23 protein-coding genes are annotated in these 21648 nt (G+C 71.3%); 15 read left to right on the forward strand and 8 right to left on the reverse strand.

Features of this window, described 5'->3' with window-relative positions; genetic code table 11:
• A partial coding sequence (locus QMG73_RS33545) for a serine hydrolase (protein ID WP_281902485.1) occupies nucleotides 1-217 on the reverse strand: 217 nt, incomplete at its 3' end.
• A 52-nt stretch (nucleotides 218-269) separates the two neighbouring features.
• On the opposite strand from QMG73_RS33545, the gene QMG73_RS33550 reads away from it, so the two are divergent.
• On the forward strand, nucleotides 270-866 hold the full coding sequence (locus QMG73_RS33550) for a TetR/AcrR family transcriptional regulator (protein ID WP_281902487.1): 597 nt from the start codon (nucleotides 270-272) through the stop codon (nucleotides 864-866).
• A 6-nt stretch (nucleotides 867-872) separates the two neighbouring features.
• Here QMG73_RS33550 and QMG73_RS33555 read toward each other — a convergent pair whose 3' ends face one another.
• Nucleotides 873-1343, reverse strand: a complete 471-nt coding sequence (locus tag QMG73_RS33555) for a hemerythrin domain-containing protein (protein ID WP_281902488.1) — start codon at nucleotides 1341-1343, stop codon at nucleotides 873-875.
• A gap of 91 nt (nucleotides 1344-1434) precedes the next feature.
• Here QMG73_RS33555 and QMG73_RS33560 point away from each other — a divergent pair, with 91 nt between their 5' ends.
• Entirely contained in the window at nucleotides 1435-2391 is a 957-nt protein-coding gene (locus tag QMG73_RS33560; RefSeq protein WP_281902490.1) for a LysR family transcriptional regulator, read from the forward strand.
• A gap of 6 nt (nucleotides 2392-2397) precedes the next feature.
• On the opposite strand, the gene QMG73_RS33565 is transcribed toward QMG73_RS33560, so the two are convergent.
• The 3 genes from QMG73_RS33565 to QMG73_RS33575 all read right to left on the reverse strand — a co-directional run bounded on the left by QMG73_RS33565 (nucleotide 2398) and on the right by QMG73_RS33575 (nucleotide 4497).
• A complete protein-coding gene (locus QMG73_RS33565) occupies nucleotides 2398-3027 on the reverse strand; it encodes a hypothetical protein (protein WP_281902491.1) in 630 nt (209 codons plus the stop codon).
• Nucleotides 3028-3320: 293 nt separating this feature from the next.
• On the reverse strand, nucleotides 3321-3719 hold the full coding sequence (locus tag QMG73_RS33570; RefSeq protein WP_281902493.1) for a hypothetical protein: 399 nt from the start codon (nucleotides 3717-3719) through the stop codon (nucleotides 3321-3323).
• A 58-nt stretch (nucleotides 3720-3777) separates the two neighbouring features.
• Nucleotides 3778-4497 (reverse strand): SDR family oxidoreductase, encoded by a 720-nt coding sequence (locus tag QMG73_RS33575; RefSeq protein WP_281902494.1) that lies wholly within the window; start codon nucleotides 4495-4497, stop codon nucleotides 3778-3780.
• A 59-nt stretch (nucleotides 4498-4556) separates the two neighbouring features.
• Here QMG73_RS33575 and QMG73_RS33580 point away from each other — a divergent pair, with 59 nt between their 5' ends.
• The 7 genes from QMG73_RS33580 (at nucleotide 4557) to QMG73_RS33610 (ending at nucleotide 12711) form a co-directional block, all read left to right on the forward strand.
• The gene (locus tag QMG73_RS33580; protein ID WP_281902496.1) at nucleotides 4557-5144 is read left to right on the forward strand and encodes a TetR/AcrR family transcriptional regulator; all 588 of its coding nucleotides are present in this window, start codon (nucleotides 4557-4559) and stop codon (nucleotides 5142-5144) included.
• Nucleotides 5145-5193: 49 nt separating this feature from the next.
• The gene (locus tag QMG73_RS33585) at nucleotides 5194-5514 is read left to right on the forward strand and encodes a PadR family transcriptional regulator (RefSeq protein WP_281902630.1); all 321 of its coding nucleotides are present in this window, start codon (nucleotides 5194-5196) and stop codon (nucleotides 5512-5514) included.
• 24 nt (nucleotides 5515-5538) lie between these two features.
• Entirely contained in the window at nucleotides 5539-6639 is a 1101-nt protein-coding gene (locus QMG73_RS33590) for a hypothetical protein (protein WP_281902498.1), read from the forward strand.
• An 84-nt stretch (nucleotides 6640-6723) separates the two neighbouring features.
• Nucleotides 6724-7449 (forward strand): response regulator transcription factor, encoded by a 726-nt coding sequence (locus QMG73_RS33595; RefSeq protein ID WP_281902500.1) that lies wholly within the window; start codon nucleotides 6724-6726, stop codon nucleotides 7447-7449.
• 71 nt (nucleotides 7450-7520) lie between these two features.
• On the forward strand, nucleotides 7521-10355 hold the full coding sequence (locus QMG73_RS33600; RefSeq protein ID WP_281902501.1) for an ATP-binding protein: 2835 nt from the start codon (nucleotides 7521-7523) through the stop codon (nucleotides 10353-10355).
• A 172-nt stretch (nucleotides 10356-10527) separates the two neighbouring features.
• Entirely contained in the window at nucleotides 10528-12072 is a 1545-nt protein-coding gene (locus QMG73_RS33605; RefSeq protein WP_281902502.1) for a discoidin domain-containing protein, read from the forward strand.
• 18 nt (nucleotides 12073-12090) lie between these two features.
• Complete coding sequence (locus QMG73_RS33610) at nucleotides 12091-12711, forward strand: DUF6928 family protein (protein ID WP_281902504.1); 621 nt, start codon at nucleotides 12091-12093, stop codon at nucleotides 12709-12711.
• Here the strand turns inward: QMG73_RS33610 and QMG73_RS33615 are convergent.
• The gene (locus QMG73_RS33615) at nucleotides 12708-13775 is read right to left on the reverse strand and encodes a Gfo/Idh/MocA family protein (RefSeq protein WP_281902506.1); all 1068 of its coding nucleotides are present in this window, start codon (nucleotides 13773-13775) and stop codon (nucleotides 12708-12710) included. The genes QMG73_RS33610 and QMG73_RS33615 overlap by 4 nt on opposite strands.
• A gap of 417 nt (nucleotides 13776-14192) precedes the next feature.
• Here QMG73_RS33615 and QMG73_RS33620 point away from each other — a divergent pair, with 417 nt between their 5' ends.
• Together QMG73_RS33620 and QMG73_RS33625 are read left to right on the forward strand one after the other, a co-directional pair.
• A complete protein-coding gene (locus QMG73_RS33620) occupies nucleotides 14193-14894 on the forward strand; it encodes a 4-carboxy-4-hydroxy-2-oxoadipate aldolase/oxaloacetate decarboxylase (protein ID WP_281902507.1) in 702 nt (233 codons plus the stop codon).
• Complete coding sequence (locus QMG73_RS33625; RefSeq protein ID WP_281902509.1) at nucleotides 14891-15916, forward strand: amidohydrolase family protein; 1026 nt, start codon at nucleotides 14891-14893, stop codon at nucleotides 15914-15916. The genes QMG73_RS33620 and QMG73_RS33625 overlap by 4 nt, the downstream gene beginning before the upstream one ends.
• On the opposite strand, the gene QMG73_RS33630 is transcribed toward QMG73_RS33625, so the two are convergent.
• Nucleotides 15891-16904, reverse strand: coding sequence for a Kelch repeat-containing protein (locus tag QMG73_RS33630; RefSeq protein ID WP_281902511.1), 1014 nt, complete (start codon nucleotides 16902-16904; stop codon nucleotides 15891-15893). The genes QMG73_RS33625 and QMG73_RS33630 overlap by 26 nt on opposite strands.
• Nucleotides 16905-17027: 123 nt before the next feature.
• On the opposite strand from QMG73_RS33630, the gene QMG73_RS33635 reads away from it, so the two are divergent.
• From QMG73_RS33635 to QMG73_RS33650, 4 genes are all read left to right on the forward strand, one after another.
• Nucleotides 17028-18113, forward strand: coding sequence for an S-(hydroxymethyl)mycothiol dehydrogenase (locus QMG73_RS33635; RefSeq protein ID WP_281902513.1), 1086 nt, complete (start codon nucleotides 17028-17030; stop codon nucleotides 18111-18113).
• The gene (locus QMG73_RS33640) at nucleotides 18110-18745 is read left to right on the forward strand and encodes an MBL fold metallo-hydrolase (RefSeq protein WP_281902514.1); all 636 of its coding nucleotides are present in this window, start codon (nucleotides 18110-18112) and stop codon (nucleotides 18743-18745) included. The genes QMG73_RS33635 and QMG73_RS33640 overlap by 4 nt, the downstream gene beginning before the upstream one ends.
• Nucleotides 18746-18973: 228 nt before the next feature.
• Nucleotides 18974-19588 carry a dihydrofolate reductase family protein gene (locus QMG73_RS33645; protein ID WP_281902516.1) on the forward strand — a complete coding sequence of 205 codons (615 nt, stop codon included), beginning with the start codon at nucleotides 18974-18976 and terminating at the stop codon, nucleotides 19586-19588.
• Nucleotides 19589-19733: 145 nt separating this feature from the next.
• Nucleotides 19734-20282 carry a SigE family RNA polymerase sigma factor gene (locus tag QMG73_RS33650; RefSeq protein WP_281902518.1) on the forward strand — a complete coding sequence of 183 codons (549 nt, stop codon included), beginning with the start codon at nucleotides 19734-19736 and terminating at the stop codon, nucleotides 20280-20282.
• Nucleotides 20283-20430: 148 nt separating this feature from the next.
• Here QMG73_RS33650 and QMG73_RS33655 read toward each other — a convergent pair whose 3' ends face one another.
• A complete protein-coding gene (locus tag QMG73_RS33655) occupies nucleotides 20431-21648 on the reverse strand; it encodes a WD40 repeat domain-containing protein (protein WP_281902520.1) in 1218 nt (405 codons plus the stop codon).

Genomic DNA, 21648 nt, shown 5'->3' on the forward strand with positions numbered 1-21648 from the left:
GTTTGGAGGTGGAGGCCATCCGGAAGATGGTGTCGCGGCGCATCGGCGGGCCACCGTCACGGTGCATGGTGCCGAGCGTTTCCACATGTGTCTGACCGTTTCGGCTGACCAAAGCGACCAGGCCGGGGATCGTGCCGGAGTCGACATGCCCAGCCAGCACGTCATGCAGTCTGCGCAGCCCCGCCTCGGAGAAGCCGCTGTTGCCGTGTCCCACCATGAACTCCTTACTGTTAAGACGAGACGTTTCGCCTCGTGTACGATGTGTGACCGTGAGTCGTCGACCGGATCCGAGCCGCCGCAGCGAGCAGTCCCGGCAGGCGATCCTGGCCGCGGCGGCCGACCTCTGCGTCGAGGTCGGCTTCGCCGCCACCACGATCGAGGCCATCGCCGCCCGCGCCGGGGTGGGCAAGCAGACCATCTACCGCTGGTGGCCCTCCAAGGCGGCCGTGCTGCTCGAACAGATGCAACGCGTCCGCGAGGCGTCGGCCGACTTCCCCGACACCGGAGACCTGCGCGCCGACCTGCTCGCCCAGACGACAGCGTTGGAGGGCCTGCTCGCCACGAACGACGGCGCCATCTGGCGCGGGCTGCTCATCGCCGCACAGTCCGACGACGTTGCCGCCGACGGCGTACGGGCACTGCTCGAACGAGCCGTCACCGATGCCAAACAACGCCTGGCGAAGGCGCAGGCAAGCGGTGAACTACGGGCCGACGCCGACCTCGACATGGTCGTCGAGATCATCTACGGGCCGCTGTACCACGCCTGGCTCCTGCGCGTCCGGCCGCTGCCGCCGGGGTACATGAAGGAGATCTTGACCCTGGTCTTCGACGGGCTGAAGCCGGCGACGGGCGGCGACGCTCGGTAGCCGTATTCATCGCTCGACCTCGTGGGCCCGCTCGAAGGCCGCCCACTGAGCCGCTGGAAGCACGCGCTCGATGAGGGGAATCGCCGTCGCCTCCTCGTGCGTGAGGTGCCCGGCCAAGCCGGTGACCAGGGAGTCGGTGAGGTCGCCAAGCCGGAGCGGGTCGGCTTCGGGTTCGTCCAGCAGCTCGTCGATCATCGTGATGAGCTGGTCGATGGCGGCGTGCTCGGCCTCCAGCGCTTCCAGTACCACCGCCTCGTCCGGCTGGTCGGCCAATTGCCGCCGCAGCTCCGGCCAGAGCAGGTCATCCTCGGCCCGCTGATGGGCCCGTAGGGTCTGCTTGAACCGCTCCCAGCCGGGCGCCGTGCGCAGGACATGCCTGGGGTCCTCGTCGATCCGGACGGTGACGCCGGCGATGAGCTCCAGTTCCCGGCGCAGCGCGCGGTGTACGACGTGCATCGCCGCCAACTCCAAGGACATGCTCATACCCTGCTGCGGCGCCGAATCTCGATCAACGATAACTTCGGGCGCCTACCGATAACGCCCGGGTTATCAAGCCGGGTGGGACACCATGATCGCCTCCCGTATCCTGTCGGATGGTTGGCCGACCGAACCGCAGATCGAGGCATGCATGGAGTTACGCGACATCGAGATCTTTCTGGTCCTGGCCGAGGAGCTCCACTTCGGCCGGGCCGCTGAGCGGTTGCACGTCTCACAGGCACGGGTCAGCCAGTCGATCAACCAGCAGGAACGCCGCTTGGGCGGTGCGCTGTTCGACCGCGCCAATCGCCGCCGGATCGTCCTCACGCCACTCGGTCGCCAACTCCACGACGACCTGCGGCCGGTCTACGCCGGCCTGCGCGACAGCCTCGAACGGGCTCGGCTCGCCGCTCAGGGCATCACCCACGTCCTACGCGTCGGCCTGAACCCCATCAACGCCCATGACCTGCGCCCCTACTGGGACACCTTCCGCACCAAACATCCACAGTGGAAGCTCAAGCTCCAGCAGGCGTCCTTTGTCGACCCGTTCGCGGCGCTGCGCAACGGGGAACTCGACATTCTTGTCACCTGGCTTCCGGTCGAGGAGCCCGACCTCACCGTCGGCCCGATCCTGTTCGCCGAGCCCCGCGTACTGGCCGTAGCCGCCGACCACGAGCTGACCCGGCGCACGTCGGTTTCGCTGGAGCAGATCGGCGACTTTCAACATGTGAACCTTCCCGCCGCTCCGGAGTACTGGCTCGACGGCTACCTTCCCTCCCACACGCGCGACGGGCGGGTGATCGAGCGCGGCCCGCTGGTCCGGAGCGTCGAGGAGATCCTCATGCTGACCAGCGTCCGAGAGGTCGTGACCCTGTTCCCGAGTCACATGCGCAGGTACGCGGCCCGGCCGGACATCGCCTACGTACCCGTGCGCGACCTCGGCGCCCTGCCGTACGTGCTGGTCTGGCGCAGCGAGTCGGAAAACGACCTGATCCGGGCTCTCGCCACCACGGCGCGCGATCTCGGCCCGATGCTGACGCCGGACTGACCCCCGTCAGGAACGCCGGTGACGCCCGACGGGACCGGCCGCCGCCGGCACGCGGTGACGGCGTTGCGCGATGAGCAGCGCGAGGCCGCTGAGGACCAGCACGCCGCCGAGGGTCGCGACAGCGTCCGCGGTCGGCCCGGAGCGCGACGAACCAGTCAGCGGAAGGCTTCCACCGGCCGGGCAGGTCTGTGCCAGGTCGAAGGTGCCGCCCGTACCGGTGACCTGCGCGGTCGCGGCGGTGAGGTTGTGCGGGTTCACCAGTTCGCCGGTCGCGGTCGCACCCGCCGAGGTCCTGATCCACGCCTTGTCGCCGGCGATCGCGCGGTCGCCCGCCGCGCTGGTCGTGATGGTCTGCGTCACAGGGCCGCCCTCGGTGGCGAACGTCAGCGTCAACGACGTGAAGCTGCCCTGCCCCGGCGTACGCAACGCGAAGACCCACACGTCGTCGCCCGCGAACGGGCCGCCGCCGAGCGCCGCGACGCACTTCTGGGTCGCGAACGCGGCCGCCGTCGTGCCGGTGTCCGCCGGATCGATCGTCGCCGTCGCGGCGGCCGCGGCCGGCGCGCTGAAGCCCAGGCTCAGGATGGCGGCCACGGCGGCGGCACCGCCAAACCGGGTCGAGGAACGGATGTCCACTGCATCACCTCGATTACCTGCGTCGAGGCCGCGACCATGGCGTGCCCCGACCCTCAGACAAGCACGACCGTCCCTTCCGAACGGCGAGAATCGCGCTCTTCACCCGGAACGGGAAATATCAGCTACGCTGCCGCTCCCATCGACCCCGCGGCCTCGCCCTCCGCGGCTGCGTTTGAGACGACGGGGATTTTGTCGGGATCTTGAGCGTGACTGGACGCGGAGGGTGAGGCCGCGGGAGCGACGGCCTGGAGCGCGACGAGCGTCGCGGTAGCTCAGATCCATGGTTTCCGGGCTTACCCCGCTTGCAGCCCGCGGCGTGGTCGTAGGAAGGCGCCCATCGCGGCGACGCCCGCGGCACCGGCCGCCGAACCGATCGCCACCAACGCCGCGCCGATCGGCCACAGCCCGTCGGCGTCCGCGTCGGTCGCGGCGTCGACGGCGAAGCAAATGGTCAGCACCGCCGAGATCGTCACGGTCGCCACCCACGGGTAGCCCCGCCGACCCGCGCCGAAGGCGAGGCCGGCCAGCAGCACGCCATACCCGACGACCTGCCATGCCTGGTACGGCCCGGACGCGTTTCCGGCGGCGTCGACGTCCTTGTGCTGGTCCCAACCCAGGAAGGCCAGATAGCCCGCCACGACCCCGGCGGCGAGCAGTGCAGCCGCGGTGGCCCGGCGCGATGTGCGATGCATACCGTCCACCCTGCCAGCGGCACGGCGTTCACGCCTGAGTGACGGTACTCATGGATGGTCAGGTCATGGACACCAGGCGTGCGCCGCCGTCGGTTTCGAGGATGGTGCCGGTGATGTTGGGATTGGTCGCCGCCAGCACCACCGCCTCGGCGACGTCGTCGGCCGTGGCGATGCGTCGGGTCGGCAGCGCCTGCGCGGCCTGGGTGAAGTATGCCTGGCGGGCCTGGTCGGGAAGCCCGCTCCACCAGGGCGTGTCGACCAGACCGGGTGAGACGCCGTTGACCCGGATCGGGGCCAGCTCGGCGGCCAGTGGTTTGACGAGGGCCTCGACGGCTGCGTTGATCGCGGCGATACCCGCGGTGCCGGGCATGGCCGCGCGGGCGGTGACCGCGCCGAGCAGCGTGATCGAGCCGGTGGGCGCGAGGTGCGGCAGGGCCGCCTGGATGGTGGTGATGTGACCCCAGAACTTGGCGTCGAAGGCGCGCCGCAGCATGCCGAGGTCGAGATCGGCGATCGGCCCCGGGCCCTCGCTGCCGCTGAGGGTGATGATGAGCCAGTCGATCCGGCCGATCGCTTCGGTCACGGCGGCGATCTGGCGAGGGTCGCTGCCGTCGGCGGCGTGTCCGGTGAGTGCCGGGTCGGTGGCGGCGACGTTTTCCAGGCGCTGCTTGTCGCGGCCGACGATGTGGACGGCCGCTCCAGCGCGGTGAAGCCGGCGGGCGGTGGCCAACCCGATGCCGGAGGTACCCCCGACGACGAGGGCGGTGTGGTCAGTCATTGCTGTCTCCCTAAATCGAACCGAACCGTCTCGGTTCGATTTACGCTAGCATGGGTACCGTGACGGACCAACCCACTCCGGCGCGGCCGGGCCGCAAACGCAGCGAGGCGAGCCGACAGGCGATTCTGGCCGCGGCGACCGAACTCGTCGGCGAGGTCGGCTACGCCGGTCTGACCATCGAGGGAATCGCGACGCGATCGGGAGCCGGCAAACAGACCATCTACCGCTGGTGGCCATCCAAGGCCGACGTCCTGCTCGACGCGCTGGCCGCCAAAGCCGACCTGCACGTGCCGATCCCCGACGAGGGCAGCTACCCGGGCGACCTACGAGCGTTTCTGACCGCCAGCTTCATGCTGGGCCGCAACAGGCACGTCATCGAGGTACTCCGTGCTCTCATGGCCGAAGCGCAGATCAACGCCGAGTTCGGCGAACGGTTTCGCGCCTCGTTTCTGCAGCGCCGCCGAGAGGCGCTCGGCGTCATCGTCGACCGCGCCCACGCCCGAGGCGACCTCCCATCGACGCCGACCTCCGGCACGGTGGCCGACATCGTCTTCGGCGTCGTCTGGTACCGGCTGCTCGCCACCGGCCAGCCCCTCGACCAGCGGCTGGTCGACGAACTCGTCGCCACGCTCGCCAGCCGGAGCTGACCAGCTTCCCATGTATTGATCATTTGACTATGATCGTGCCGTGTCACCGATGCGCGAACCGACGTACCTCATCCTGACCGCCCTGGCCCCCGGGCCTCGATACGGCTACGCGATCATCCAGGACGTCGCGGAGCTGTCCCAGGGCAGCACGTCGCTGCTGCCCGGCACCCTCTACACCGCACTGGACCGGCTCGCCGCCGAAGGACTCGTCGAGCTCGACCGCGAGGAACGGGTCGAGGGCCGGCTGCGGCGCTACTACCGCCTCACCCCTGACGGCGTCACCGCCCTGGAGACCGAGACCGCCCGGATGCGCCGGCTCACCACCGCGGCCGAGGCTCGGCTGCGCACCCTTCGACCCCACACGGCCTGACCGGCCACTTTCGAAAGGCAGACGATGCCGGTGACATCCGACCCGCTGGCGCGCCGCTACCGGCGGCTGCTGGTGTGCTATCCCCGCGCCTACCGTCGCGAGCGCGGCGAGGAGCTCGTCGCCACGCTGCTGGAGGCGGCGCCGCCCACCCGGGTCCGGCCGACCGCGCGCGAGACCACCAACCTGATCGGTCACGGCCTGCGCGCCCGGCTCGGCAGGCCGACCAGCCGCACGGTCGTGGTCTGGGCGGCGCTGGCGGCGGTGGTCTGCGGCCTGTTCACCGCGTCCCTGGCGACCCGGCTGGCGTGGGAGACCTCCCGGCCCATGCCGGACCGGGCCGAGGCGGCGGCGATCCTGGCGGACGTGTTGCCCGGCCATGAGGTCGACGGCATCTACGTCCCTTCTGGACTGTTCGAAATGTACGGTGAGCCGCTGAGCCTGAATCATGTGGACCTGCTGATGTTCGGCGAAGGCAACGAGTACGCGCTGAGCGCGACCACGGCGTCGCGCAACGGACCGCCGCCGGTGCCGGTGGAGCAGGCGGCCGCCGTGGCCCAGCAGCGGCTGCGAGACGGCGGCTGGACGGTGTATCCGGTGACCCACAACGACATGTACAGCTGTGCGGGCCCCCCGTGCGACCCGACCGCGATCCCGCGGGACACCCAGCTGTTCGCCAAGCGCGGCGACACCGTACTCGAGGTGAACCTCTATCCCCAGCAGTACGCCGACAGCACGTACCTGGCCGTCAGCCTGAGCAGGGCGACACCGGCCGCGGTCGCGCCGGCGGCCATCGCCGCCGGGTTGTTCGGAGCGGTCGCGGGCTGGCTGCTGTTCGGCTGGGCGAGCCGCCGCACGCAGGCGCCGCACCCGGCCCGGCGAGCGGTCAACGTATTGTTCGGCGTCACGATGGTGCTGTGGTGGTCGCCGATCGCCTTCACCGCGCCGTTCGCGGTCCCGCACCACCTGGACGCGCCGCACCCCCTGCCGCATCCACTGTGGGAGTGGCTCGGCCAGCCGATATTCTCGCTGTTTCTCTTCACCGGTTGCGCCACCGCGCTGCTCGGCCTCTCGCTCGCGGCGCTGCCCTCACGGAAAGCACAGCCACGACGCGTAGCCGCTGCCTGAAACACGGGACTACCGAAAACGAAACATTGGCGCTGCAGGCTGCCTGGTAGCTGGACTGATCCGGCTGGCCGAAAGGTGGGACGCGTGGAGATTCTGGTACTGACCGCCCAGTCCGCCGGGGAGTCCGCACGACCGGTGCTTCCCGCGCTCGACCTGCTGCCCCACGGCGTACGCGTCGCCGACCTCGACACGTCCGCCCTGGTGTCGGGTTCCAACCCCGGCGCCGTGCTGGTGGACGCCCGGCGCATGCTGGTCGAGGCCCGGGGCGTCTGCCGCCTGCTGCGGGCCACGGGCCTGCGGGTGCCGCTGCTCGCCGTGGTCGACGAGGCCGGCCTGGTCGGGGTGGCCGCGGATTGGGGCCTCGACGACGTGGTGCTCTCCACCGCCGGCCCCGCCGAGGTGGAAGCGCGGCTGCGGCTGTCGACGAGCCGGCTGGCGGGTCTGGCCGGCGGCGCGGGCGGTGCGCTGATCGCCTGCGGTGAGCTCGCCATCGAACCCGACACCTACGCCGCGAGGCTCAAGGGGCGGCCGCTCGACCTGACGTACAAGGAGTTCGAACTGCTGAAGTTCCTCGCCCAGCATCCGGGTCGCGTGTTCACCCGGGATCAGCTGCTGCGAGAGGTGTGGGGATACGACTACTTCGGCGGGCATCGCACGGTCGACGTGCACGTACGGCGGTTGCGCGCGAAGCTTGGCAGCGAGTACGAGTCGATGATCGGCACGGTGCGGCAGGTCGGGTACAAGCTCGTGCTCCCGCCTTCCGCTCAGGCTCAGGCGCTGGCCGAAGACATGGGGGTCCTCACCGCATAGGCGGCCCCGTAAGGGATTCCGGTTCTTCGATAGAGTGGACGGCGAGGACGCCGTGCACCCGAGGAACTGTGGTGGCTGCTTTGCTGAGGGATGGCGTGGTCGGCCGTGAGCGGGAGCTCGGCAGCGTCGACGCGGTGCTGTCCGCGATGGGCCGCGGCGAGTTCCGGGCGCTGGTGGTTCACGGCCAGGCGGGGATCGGCAAGACCAGGCTCCTTTCGGAGCTGGCTCGCCGCGCGTCGACCCTCGATGCCCTCGTGTACTGGGGAAGCGCCACCGAGTTCGAGCGTCATGTGCCTTTCGCCGTCTACCGGGACGCGTTCACGGGCGTGGCCGAGATGTCGGGCGCCGACCCCGCGACGCTCCTGGCGCTGGACGGCAAGGCTGGCGGCCCGTTTCAGGACCTGGACCGGCCCCGGCTCTTCCAGCAGATTCGCGGCCTGCTGAAGGAGCTCGCCGCGGCGCGACCCACGGTGCTGGTCCTCGACGACCTGCACTGGGCGGATCAGTCGGCGGTGGAGTTGACCGGATACCTGCTGCGGCGCCCGCCCGCCGGCGGTCTGCTGATCGCCGTGGCGTACCGGCCGGCGCCGGCACCGGCGGGGGTGGCCGACGCCGCGTTCCACCTGGGGCCGGCCGCGAGCGTGATCGGCCTCGGGCCGCTGACCACGGCCGACGTCGACGCGCTGCTGCCCGGCGAGCCGGAGCGGCGGCGGCGCCTGCTCTACCTCGGCAGCGGCGGCAACCCGCTGTACCTGCGCGCGCTGGCCGGCGCCGGCGACGAGACCCTGGCGCAGCTGGCCGGCACCGGCGACGGCCAAGCCGCGCCCGAACGCGCGCTGCTCGACGTCTTCTTCGCCGAGCTGGACAGCCTCGACCCGGAACTGCAGCACGTCGCGCGGGCGGCCGCCGTCGCCGGCGACCCCGCCGCCCTCGATCTGGTCGCCTGGATCGCGGAGCTGCCGGAGCCGCGGGTGGCCGCCGCGGTCGACGCACTCGACCGGCTCGGCGTGCTGACGACGACCGCCGACTCCGCACTGCGCTTCCAGCATCCGCTGGTCCGCACGGCGGCGTACTGGAAGGCGGGCGGCGGGTGGCGTAACCAGGCCCACGCGCGGGCCGCGGAGTTCCTGCGGACACGGCACGGGCCGCTGCAGGTCGTGGCCCACCACACCGAACGCTCCGCCCACCCCGGCGACGGCCCGGCGGCGAGCACCCTGGCCGAGGCGGGTACGGCCTGCCTGCACACCGCCCCCACGACCGCCGCGCGCCTGCTCCGCGCCGCCTTGCGGATCATGCCGGAGGCGCCCGAGCTGGCCGGCCGGCGGGTCGACCTCCAACTGGCGCTCGGCCGCGCCCTGGGCATGACCGGTCAGCTCGCCGAGAGCCGGTCGCTGCTGCAGGAGGTGATCCGGATCGACGGCCGGCGCCGGGTGGAGGCGGTCACGTTCGCGTCGGTGGTGTGCCGGCTGCTCGGCCAGTTCGACGAGGCCAAGGCGCTGCTCGCCGGCGAGCTGGCCCGATGCCGCGACGACGGCCGGGCTGCGGCGCACGCCTTGGTCGAGCTGGCCGCGGTCGAGCTGGCTCGCGACGACCCGGTGAGCGCCGAGCGGTACGGCCACCGAGCACTGCCGATCACCGCCGCGACCGGCGACCTGGCTCTGGAGGCGGCCGCGTGTGCCCTGCTCGCGTTGGGGCACCTGCAACTCGGGCACATCGTCGACGCCGAGCGGTGTGCGGAGCGCGGCGCCTGGCTGGTCGACGGGTGCGGCGACACGGTCGTGCTGCCGTACATCGAGCTCGTCGCGCCACTGGCGTGGGTGGAGTGGCATCTGCAGCGCTACGACGCGGCCCGCCGTCACCTCGACCGCGGCATGGCGCTGGCGTACCGGCATGGGCGCAGCCACAGCATCCCGTACCTGCTGATCACGGCGGCGGCACTGCACATCCGATGTGGACAGTCGGCGGCGGCGCTCGCTGTGGCGGCCGAGGCGCGCGAGCTGTCCCGGCTGATCCACGGGGTCGAGACGGCCGCCATGGCGACGGCGGTGATGCTCAAACCGGTGCTGTGGCGTGACGGCCCGCGCGCCGCCATCGAACTCGCGCGCGAGATCGCCCGTGGACGCCGCCCCCGCTCGGGCTGGTGGTCCGGGATCGTCAAGCTCGACCTGGCGACGGTCTACCTGGCCGCCGAGGACCCGGCGCGCTGCTTGGCCGAGCTGTCCGAACCGGACAGTGGTGCCTGGCGTGCCGAGGCCGCCGCCTACCGGTCGGCGCTGTGCGCGGTGGCCAACGCCGAGCTGGACCACGTCGGGCCGGCGCGGGAGCTGGCGGATCGGGCGCTGGACCAGGCCCGCGGGCTCGGCCTGTCGCACCAGGTCGCCGCCGCGCGCGACGCCCGCGCACGGGTACTGGCCCGCGCCGGACTGGTCGACGAGGCGGCCGGCGAGGCGGTGGCCGCCGCGACCGGTTACGCGGACGCCGGTGCTCCGGCCGACGAGGGCAGGGCCCGTCACCTGGCGGCCGAGCTGCTCGCCCAGGCCGGCCGGCCGGACCGTGCCCGCGGCGAGCTGGGCCAGGCCAAGAACCTGTTCGCGGCGTGCGACGCCGACTGGCTCAACGCCCGCCTCGCCCGCACCGAACGGCGGCTCGCCGCGATGGGGCCGCGCCGCGCCGGTCCGGCGCGCCCGTTGGCCGCCAGTGGCATCGACCTGCTCACCGGCCGGGAGCGCGAGGTGGTCGAGCTCGCCGCCGCCGGCATGACCAACCGGGAGATCGCCACGCGGCTGTACCTGAGCCAGAAGACGGTCGAGGCGCACATCTCCCGGTCGTTCGCCAAGCTCGGCGTGCGGTCCAGGGTCGCGCTGGCGCGCCGCGTGTTCGGCACGGAGACCGGCGAGGCGGTCTGAGGGTTTGCGGGTGGGCGTTGCGGGTGTCTCCCGATGCTGCCCGGGCGGCGGTCCGACATTCTGCTGACGGCCGTGCCTCAGGACCCCGAAAGGACCGCCCGTGAGTCTCCTCCCCGGTTCCCCACCCCCACACCGTCGCGGTCGCCGACCGCGATCCATCTGGCGGATCGCCATGGCCGCGATCGTCGGCGCGCCACTGCTGGCGGTCGCGGTCAGCGGCCCGGTGGCGGCCGCGCCGGCCGCCGCACCCGCGCCGATACCGGCGCTGGAGCTCGAGATCGAGAGCCGGCTCCAGGAGCTGCTGTACACCACGGGGCGCGTCAGCGCCGACGCCAACCTGCGCTGGTTGATACGCAACGTGGCCGCCCGCCAGGTCGACGGCGACACCGAGGCCCTGCTGTCCAGCGTCATCGCCGAGGCCGAGGCGAGCGGCCTGGTCAACACGGGCGAGTGGTGGTGGATCGAGTTCAAGAACCAGGTGGCCAACTTCGTGGTCGACGGGTTCCAGTACGAGCCGCAGATCTACATCCCCAACCAGGACGACGGGGTCTACACCACGGACCGGGTCGAGATGGCCGTCCGGCCGGCCGACCAGTCGGTCCAGAGCGTGCAGAGCTACTGGTTCGACACCGACCTCAGCATCGCGCCGCTGAACATCATCGACGAGGCGTACGTGGAGACCTACGAGGTCTGGGTGCTGTCCGTCCATGAGCGGATCGATTACGGCGGCGGCGGCAGCACCGTGGTCGGGTCCGCCGATACCGCCGCCGGCCCGGCCGCGCAATCCGGCCCGAGACTCATGTCCCTCGCCTGCAACCCCACCGGCATCCGCAACAACCGGGGCGAGGAGTACATGCACGTCTGGAAGACGGACGACCGCAGCACGTTCGGCACGTTCCTGGGCGGAAAGCGGGAGATGCGGCTGGTCGTGATCAGCAAGTCGGGCCAGGTCGCCAACGTCTACTTCCCGAAGGTGAAGCGCAAGCACATGACCACGTGGCAGATCGTCGACCGGTTCCTGACGACCTGGGACAAGAACGTGTGGGGTGACGCGCTGGGATTCCAGTGGTACGAGGTGAACGGCGGTAAGACGAGAACCACCGAGATCAGCTACACGGTGCCGAACGGCGGCCCCACGCTCAAGACCACCGTCACGTACCAGGAACGCGACTCCGACGGCGGGATGATGCACGTCCTGCACACCGATTCGACCTACAAGGAGTACAACACCGGGAAGGTGCAGTTCCAGATGTGCAGCGTGGGCGGCGACGGCGGCACCGGGATCGACAACCTGGCCTGCGGTGCGCTCGCGGCGGCGTCCAGCACCTTCGCGCGGGAGGGCTACGCGCCTAGCCGGGCGAGCGACTGCGACAACAACACCGCACTCGGCGGCTCGCACAGCTGGGCCAACTCCGCCGGCGTGTACCCGCCGACCAACCCGCAGTGGCTGCAGCTCGACATGGGCGTCAACAAGACGTTCAGGCGCATGGTCCTGTACACGAGCCAGGGTTATCCGATCCGGGACTTCGACGTACAGGTCTGGAACGGCGTCACGTTCCTGACGGTCGGCGGCATACGAGGCAACGTCAACACCTCGGTCGAGATCCGCTTCGGCAGCGCGCAGACGACCCGGCTCGTGCGCGTCATCGGCATCCACGGCCCCGACCATCAGCCCGGCTTCGTCCGGGTCAACGAGGTGGAGCTGTACGCCTCGTAACGCCCTAGGCTGTGGCGGGTGGGCCGGCCGGCCACCCGCCACGGTAGGCGGTTCGACGGTGAGGCGGGTGGCGATGGGCGAGAAGGCGGGCGGGCGCTGCGGTACGCCACCTACCCGCCGGACGACGTGGTCTTCGCGTCGAGCTCCGCCGGCCTGGACATCGTCTGCGACCAGCGGCTCACGTTCGATCGCCCGTCGACGCTGCCCGACCACCTGCGCCGGATCGGCGACGGCCAGCGGGGCGCGACGCTCGGCACGCACTCCGTCGTCGACTGGCTCTCCTACGCCACGTGGTCGGACGGCACGCTGGTCCGCTCACTCACCCTCTCTCCGGGCAGCGGCATCGTCGAGAACATCGGCGAGCCGCTGCCGTTCGAGGTGGCGTACTGGGCCGGCCAGCATCCCGTCGAGTCCGAAGACCCCTATCCGCTGCCGTTTCACCCGCTCGACCTCGCGCAAGCGGCGCTGCGTCACCTCTTCGGCTTCGCCACCGATGGCCCGCCCGGCGCTGGCGACGTACCGGCCGACGCGGTCGACCTGCTCGGCTACCGGGTGACCGATCCGACCGGCGGCGAACAGGCCAACCGTGAGGCCATGCTCCAGCTGCTCCGCGAAGCCATGGGACAACCACCGAACTAGAGCGGCACCGCCACGCCGTCGCGGGCCGAACGGCGGGCCGCCTCGATCACGTCGAGGGCGGCGGCCGCCTCCAGCGCGGTCACCGGGTTTGGCCCGTCGCCGCGCAGAGCCTTGGCCACGGCCGCGTAGTACGCGGGATAGTCGCCCGGCAGCGTCGGCACGAGCGTGCCGCCGCCGGTCGACGGGGACTCGCCGGAGCCGAGACGCCCCCACGCCGACTCGGGCTCGCGTCCCCACTCGGGCCCCGGCCGCTCGCCGGCGCGCAGGGCCTGCTCCTGCGGATCGAGCCCGTACTTGACGTAGCCGGCCCGCGAGCCCAGCACCCGGAAACGCGGGCCGAGCTGGGCGGCCGTCGCCGAGACGTACAGGTGCGAGCGCACACCGCTGGCGTGCGTGAGCGCGACGAAGGTGTCGTCGTCGGTCTCGGCACCCGGCCGGCGGTTGTCGGACTCGGCGTAGACCCGCGTCGCCGGGCCGAACAACACGAGCGCCTGGTCGACGACGTGGCTGCCGAGGTCGTACAGCAGACCGCCGACCTGCGCCGGGTCACCGGACTCGCGCCAGCCGCCCTTGAGCCGCGGCCGCCACCGCTCGTACCGCGACTCGAACCGCCACACGTCACCCAGTTCGCCGTCGTCGATGAGCCGGCGGACGGTGAGGAAGTCGTTGTCCCACCGGCGGTTCTGGAAAACGGACAGGAGAAGCCCGCTTTTGTCCGCGAGGGCGGCGAGGTCGCGGGCCTCCCCCGCGGTGCCCGCGACCGGCTTGTCGACGACGACGGAAAGGCCGGCCTTGAGCGCGGTCGTGGCGAGCGGGACGTGCGTGTTGTTCGGCGAGGCGATGACGACCAGGTCGAGGTCGCCGGCCCGCTCGAAGAGCTCGTCGGCGCTCGCGGCGACGCGGATGCCCGCGTGCTCGGCGCGCGCCTGCTCCTGCCGTTCCGGGTTCGCCGTGACCACGGTGTCGAGGGCAAGGCCCTCGGTGGCGGCGATCAGCGGCGCGTGGAAGACCGAGCCGGCGAGGCCGTAACCGATCAACCCGGTGCGCAGGGCGGTGCCAGTCATGATCCTAGCTTTCCAGATTCGAGCTACCGCGACGCCCGTCGCGCGCAGGACCGCTGCTCCCGCAGCCTCACCCTCCGCGCCCAGTCACGCTCAAGATCCTGACAAAAACCCTGATTTTGTCGCCTCAACCGCCCTCGGAGGCAGCAATATCCGGGATGTTGCTGCCTCCGTCCGGTCGGGTCGTGTTGCCGCGGCCTCTTGCTCCAGGAAGTCCAGCTCCTGCTGGCGCCTGGCGGCGATCTCGCGTGCTTCCGACTCCGGTCTGTTGGCCATCGCTCCACTCCTTCGCGATGAGACTGTGCAGGATGGACCCCGCACGGGCGCACTATTGTTGACAATGCTGAAGACAATCTTGACGACGAACCTCATCGGGCGTAGACGTGTGTGGAGCAAGGGGCCACCTGCCGAGGAGGAACGTTGTCGCACTATGTCGTCCGGTCGGTGGACCGAGCCGACGCGGAGACCATCGCCGCACTACGCGAGGCAGGGGTCGCGACCGCTCATGAGGCGGCGGGCCGCGGCGGGCTGCTCGGCCCGAGCATCCAGGCCCGCCAGATCGGCGTCGCGATCGGCGGCTCCGCGATCACGGTGTCCTGCCACCCCGGCGACAACCTTATGATCCACGCGGCGGTCGAGGTCTGCCGGCCGGGCGACGTACTCGTGGTCACCACGACATCGCCGTCGACGGACGGCATGTTCGGCGACCTGCTGGCCACCTCGCTGATGGCGCGCGGCGTCGTCGGGCTCGTGATCGACGCCGGGGTCCGCGACATCGCCAGCCTGCGCGAGATGGGCTTCCCGGTCTGGTCCCGGGCGGTGCACGCGCAGGGCACCGTCAAGGCCAGCCCCGGCTCGGTGAACGTGCCGGTGGTCGCGGCGGGCCAGCTCGTGTCGCCCGGCGACATCATCGTCGCCGACGACGACGGCGTCATCGCGCTGCCCGCCGCGACCGGCCGCACCGTCGCCGAGGCGGCGGCCAAGCGGCTCGACAACGAGGCGGCCAAGCGCGAAAAACTGGCCGCCGGCACCCTCGGCGTCGACATGTACGACCTCCGCCCGCTGCTGGCCAGCCTCGGCGTGCGGTACGTGGACCGGCTGCCGGAAGACGGTCTGGCATGATCATCGACTGTCACGGTCACTACACGACCGCGCCCGACGCTCACACGGCCTGGCGCGAGGCACAGCAGGCCGCCTTCCGGGCCGGGCAGCAGCAGCCGCCGTACCCGCGGATCTCCGACGACGAGATCCGCCAGTCCATTGAGGACAGCCAGCTGCGGCTCATGCGCGAACGCGGCGTCGACCTCACGATCTTCTCGCCTCGCGCCTCCGCGATGGGCCACCACTTCGGCGACGAAGCCGTGAGCGGCGCCTGGACCCAGGCATGCAACGATCTCATCGCCCGCGTGGTGTCGCTCTACCCCGACCGGTTCATCGGGGTGTGCCAGCTGCCGCAGTCGCCCGGCGTGCCGATCGCCCGCGCGGTGACCGAGCTGCGCCGCTGCGTCGAGGAGCTCGGTTTCGTCGGCTGCAACCTCAATCCCGACCCCAGCGGCGGGCACTGGACCTCTCCCCCGCTGACCGACCCGAGCTGGTACCCGTTCTACGAGGCCATGGTGGAGCTGGACGTACCGGCGATGGTGCACGTCTCGGCGGTGACCAACCCGAACTTCCACGCCACCGGCTCGCACTACCTCAACGCCGACACGACCGCGTTCATGCAGTTCCTGGGCTCCGACCTGTTCACCGTCTTTCCCGACCTGCGGTTCGTCATCCCGCACGGCGGCGGCGCGGTGCCGTACCACTGGGGCCGCTTCCGCGGGCTGGCCGACATGCTCGACCGGCCCCCGCTGGCCGAATCGGTGATGCGCAACGTCTTCTTCGACACCTGCGTCTACCACCAGCCCGGCATCGACCTGCTCTTCGAGGTATGCGACGTGGACAACCTGCTGTTCGGCTCCGAGATGGTCGGCGCCGTGCGCGGCATCGACCCGCGGACCGGCCACTACTTCGACGATACCCGCCGCTACGTCGAGGCGCTCACCCTCACCCCGGAGGACCGGCACAAGGTGTACGAGGCGAACGCCCGCCGGGTCTACCCGCGCCTGGACAAGGCCCTCAACGCGGCCGGTAGGAGTCGTTGACGTCCACCGGGGCGCCGCCACCCTCGACGCCGCCGCCCGCGATATAGATGGCGCCGTCCACCGCGACCGCGGCGGTGCCGTGGCGTGGCACCGGCATCGGTGCGAGCCGCCGCCAGCGGTCGTGGACGGTGTCGTATGCCTCGGTCTCGGCGAAGACAGCGTCTGGACCGGTGCCGTCATGGTCGCCCTCGCCACCGAAGACGTAGACGCTGGCACCGACGGCCGCGGCGGCGACACCGCCACGCGCGGTCGGCATCGGCGACCGCTGCGTCCACCGGCGCGAGCGCAGGTCGTACGCGTAGACGGTGTCCCGCACGTTCACCTGCCCCCGATCCCGCCCACCGACCACGTAGAACACCGTGCCGACGATGGCGCCGCCGACGTGGTCACGCGCCTGCGGCAGGTGGGGCAGCGCCTCCCACCGCCCGGTCACGACGTCATACGACGACACGGTGTCCACTGTGTCCTGAACACCGCCGGGAGCCGGCGTCAGCGTGCGCATGCCGCCGGCGAGGTAGATCCTGGCGCCTCGGGTGCCCACCGCGGCGCTGCCCCGCGCCATGTCCAGCGGCATCGAGGGCAGTCGCGTCCACCGGTCCGCACGCGGGTCGTAGACGAAGCAGTCGGGCAGTGCCTGCCACGAGGCCCCGCCGGAAAGACCGCCGAGGACGTAGAGCCGGCCACCGGCCACCGCCACGTTGGGGTGGTTCATCGCGACGGGCAGCGGTGCGGCGTCCGACCACGTATCGCGCCGGACGTCGTACACCTCCACCCGGTCGGTGGTGACGAAGCCACCGGCGGAGTCGCCGACGATGCCGCCGACGACGTAGATCCGGTCGCCTACCGCGGCGGCGCTGTGCTCCTGCCGGGGACCGCCCGCGATCGGTGCGAGCGGCCGCCACCCGTCGCCGCCCGGTCGTGCGTGCGCCGGACCGGGCGCGATCGGCACCAGGACAGCGCCGAGGAACATCGCGATCCACCGTTTCATCGCAACCTCCTCGACTGATCCACTGATGTCGATACACAGGCTACCCCGTCGGCGGGGCGGCCAAGGAGATCCACAAACGCGTAGGGTGAAGGTCCGCACACCATGAGGAGGAGCCGGATACCCATGGCGCAGCACGTACGCGGCGTGATCGCACGCACCAAGAACGCCCCCGTTGAGCTGACCACCGTGGTGGTGCCCGATCCCGGTCCGGGCGAGGCGGTCGTCAAGGTCCAGGCGTGCGGGGTGTGCCATACCGACCTGCACTACCGGCAGGGCGGCATCAACGACGAGTTCCCGTTCCTGCTCGGCCACGAGGCGGCCGGCATCGTCGAGGCGGTCGGGGAAAACGTCACCGACGTGGCACCCGGCGACTTCGTGATCCTGAACTGGCGAGCGGTGTGCGGCCAGTGCCGCGCCTGCCTGCGCGGGCGCCCCTGGTACTGCTTCAACACCCACAACGCCACGCAGAAGATGACACTCGAAGACGGCACCGCCCTGTCACCCGCGCTCGGCATCGGCGCGTTCGTCGAGAAGACGCTGGTCGCGGCCGGTCAGTGTACGAAGGTCGACCCGGCGGCGTCCGCGGCCGCCGCCGGCCTGCTCGGCTGCGGCGTGATGGCCGGCCTCGGCGCGGCCATCAACACCGGCGGCGTCGGTCGCGGTGACTCGGTCGCCGTCATCGGCTGCGGCGGCGTCGGCAACGCCGCGGTCGTGGGCGCCCGGCTGGCGGGCGCAGCCCGGATCGTCGCGGTCGACATCGACGACCGCAAGCTGGAGACCGCGAAGAAGCTGGGCGCCACGCACACCGTCAACTCCGCCAGCACCGACGCGGTCGAGGCCATCCGGGAGCTGACCGGCGGGTTCGGCGCCGACGTGGTCATCGAGGCGGTCGGCCGCCCGGAGACGTACCAGCAGGCGTTCTACGCGCGCGACCTGGCCGGCACGGTGGTACTGGTCGGCGTGCCGACGCCGGAGATGCGGCTGGACCTGCCGCTGCTCGACGTGTTCGGGCGGGGCGGCGCGCTCAAGTCCTCGTGGTACGGCGACTGCCTGCCCAGCCGCGACTTCCCGATGCTGATCGACCTGTACCTGCAGGGGCGGCTCGACCTGGACGCGTTCGTCACCGAGACCATCGCGCTGGACGAGGTCGAGCAGGCGTTCGAACGCATGCACGCCGGCGACGTACTGCGCTCGGTGGTGCTGCTGTGAGCGGCGGCGCGCGCATCGAACGCCTAGTGACGTCGGGAACGTTCGCGCTCGACGGCGGCGTGTGGGAGGTCGACAACAACGTCTGGATCGTCGGTGACGACCACGAGGTCGTCGTGATCGACGCCGCGCACGAGGCCGACGCCATCATCGCCCAGGTGGGCGACCGGGCGGTCCGGGCCATCGTGTGCACCCACGCGCACAACGACCACGTCAACGCGGCGCCGGCGGTGGCCGCAGCGACCGGCGCGCCGATCCTGCTGCACCCCGACGACCTTCCACTGTGGAAACTGACCCATCCCGAGCACTCGCCCCACGGGGAGCTGGCCGACGGGCAGACCATCGAGGTCGCCGGCACCGCCCTCACCGTGCTGCACACCCCGGGACACGCACCGGGCGCCGTGTGCCTGTACGCCCCGGCGCTCGGCACGGTCTTCACCGGAGACACGCTGTTCGCGGGCGGCCCCGGCGCGACCGGCCGGTCGTACTCGGACTTCCCGACGATCATCCGGTCGATCAGCGACCGGCTGCTCGGCCTGCCGCCGGAGACCACGGTCCGCACCGGCCACGGCGACCCCACGACCATCGGAGCCGAGTCACCCCACCTGCAAACCTGGGTCGACCGCGGCCACTGACGGTCCTGATTTCGCACGCGGGCACGCCGGCATCCAGCCGGCGACCTGTTCCAAATGATGTTGGGCTACCGCGACGTGCGTCGTGGTGGAGGCCGCTGCTCCCGCAGCCTCGCCCTCCGCGGCTTCACAACCCGCGCGGGCGTGGCGGCACCCCGGGGCAGACCGATGAGTTTGGGAGCCTGCGCCGGTCTACCTACCGACAGCACCTGACTGAGAGGGAGTACTCCGATGGCAAAGGTCATCTCCACCCTGTTCATCTCGGCCGACGGCGTGGCCGAGATCGACCCGGACTGGCACTTCCCGTACTTCGACGAGAACATGGGCCGCGCCGTCAGCGAGGACTACGACACCGCTGACGTGCTGCTCATCGGCCGTGGCACCTACGAAAGCTTCGCCGGCGCCTGGCCCGACCGGGAGACCGCCGGCGAGGAGGACGCGGCGCTCGCCAAGCAACTGGGCGACATGCGCAAGGTGGTCGTCTCGCGCCAGCCGCTGGAGTTCACGTGGCGCAACTCCGAGCTGATCAGCGGGGACCTCCTCGAAGCGGTCGCCGCGCTCAAGGCCGATGCCGGCGTCAAAGGCGTCCTCATCCCCGGTTCGATCACCGTGGTGCGGCAACTGCTCGCCGCTGGGCTGCTCGACGAGCTGCGCCTGCTGGTACATCCGGTGGCGGCGCGCAAGGGCGAGAAGCTGTTCGACGACGGTACGGCGCCGTACCACCTGCGCGTACTGGCCACCGAGGCGTTCCCGACCGGCGTGATCCGCGTGATCTACGCGCCGACCGCGGCACCGGCCAAGGTCGGGTACGACGACGTCAAGGACCTCGTACCCGAAGGGCGGTAGCCGCTCCGCGCCCAAGGGACAAAGCGGTCGCATAGGTTCTTCACAACTTCTTCTCAGGGCCCGGATGGTGATCGTCGACTATCAACGTCGGCGCCCCTCGCGCCGATACGGAACACCCACATTCGTGGGCTGGGGAGGAGTCTGGGTGCGCGGTGACGCCATGCCGAAAGGCGACCGGGATACGCAGGAGTACGTCGATTACGTGTCGGCGCGGCTCGCCCAGTGGCACCGTGCGGCGTACCTGCTGTGCGGCGACGAACACCGCGCCGACGACCTGGTGCAGACGACGGTGACAAAGCTCTACGTGCACTGGGCCCGCGCCCGTGCCGCCGACAAGATCGACTCCTACGTGCACCGCATGCTGGTGCGCACGTTCATCGACGAGCGGCGGCTGGCCTGGTCGAAGGTGTGGCTGATGTCGGCCACACCCGAGCGCGGCACGGCGGGCGACAGCTCGGTGGAGGACCGTGACCTGGTGATGCGCGCCCTGGCGGAATTGCCGAAGGGGCAGCGCACGGTACTGGTCATGCGCTTTCTGTGTGACATGCCGGTCGAAGAGGTGGCGGCCGCGATGCGGTGCTCCGCGGGCAACGTGAAGGCGCAGACGTTCCGCGGGCTCGCGGTGCTGCGGGAGCGGCTGGGAGGCGAGTTCGCGGGGGCGCTGGCCGGCCGGGGCACAGCGGTCTCCGTCTGACGGCACCGGCTAGCCGCGCCCGCGGAGGTTGGTCGCGCGCGGTGACGGGAGCAGAGCCGGGACCCGGCGCATGTGGTCGGCGTACGCCGGGCGGCGCTCCAGCGACCTGCGATCCATCATCGGCACGCTGACCACCGCGCTTCGTTCGCTACATCATCTGCCAGCTCACGGTGCCGGGCAGGAGGACGCGACAGTCGGCCGGTGCCGTGGCGACCACTTGGCGCTCGCCGCTGTCCGGATCGAGCAACTCCACGGTGAGTACACCGGCCCGATGGGCCGCGAGCAGTACACCCTCCTGGCGGACCGCGAGGAGCCGGCGCTCACCGGCGTCGCGTCCGGCCGGCAGCCGGTACCGCTCCAGGACCTCGCCCTTGGTCGACAGCGCCAGCAGGTCGCCGGCGATCGGGCTGGAGCCGTCGCGAATGAGCTGGTAGTACAGCGTCCGGCCGGCCGGGTCGATGACGAGGGGCATCGCCGGACCCGTGCTGATCTGCTCGCCCTCGGCGAGCGCGTCGCCGGTCAACGGCACGTCGAGACCTCGCTGCTCGCCGGTGACGCCGTCGGCGACGGCCAGGAAGAAGCCGGGATCCCCGCCGCTCCGATCCGGACCGGTCAGCGACGGCATCGGCGTGCCGTCGTTGCCGCCACGGTCGTAGTCGCGGCGCGGAACCAGCAGGAGGTCGCCGGACGGGAAGACGTCCCGCACCGCCCAGTCGTCAGGGTCGTGGATCGGCACCTGCCTGCTCTGCCCGGACGCCAGCGTCATGACGGTCACGCTCGCGGGGTTGACGCCGGGCGCGTTCGGCTCGAGTACGAGCAGGCCGCCGTCCGGGGACCAGGCGGCCACCGTCACGTCGCCCAACGGCCGGCTGCCAGTGCCGGTCAGGTCGCGGAGGGTGCGGGCGCCCTCCGGCCCGGACACCAGCCAGCGGCCGTCCGGCGACAGGCCGGCGAGCTCGCCGGGAAGCTTGTACTGCTCGCCGGAGCGGGTCAGCAGGAAGTTGTCCGGGCACCGTTCCCGCGTCGCGGGGCAGGGCGCGTAGACCAGCGCACCGGCGCCGACCGGCCGATCGGCGGGCAATGGGAGCGCCGACGTGGGCACCGTCCACTTGTCGGGTATCCAGTCCACGACCGCGCGCCCGGCCGGCCCGGCGGCGTCGACGCCGGTGACCGAGTCGCCCCCGGACCTGCCGGTGAGCGGTACCCAGACCGCCGCCACCGCCAGCGCGGCCGCCGCCGCCACAGCGACCGGCGCCAGCCGGACCATCCGCTGGCGCCGGCGCGCGACCCGGATGACGGAGTTCCCGACGTCGTAGTGCTTGGCCTCGTCGGCGATCGCGGCGAAGTGCTCGTGCAGGTCGGTCAT

Source organism: Phytohabitans aurantiacus (assembly GCF_027923225.1).
Classification (GTDB): Bacteria; Actinomycetota; Actinomycetes; order Mycobacteriales; family Micromonosporaceae; genus Phytohabitans; species Phytohabitans aurantiacus.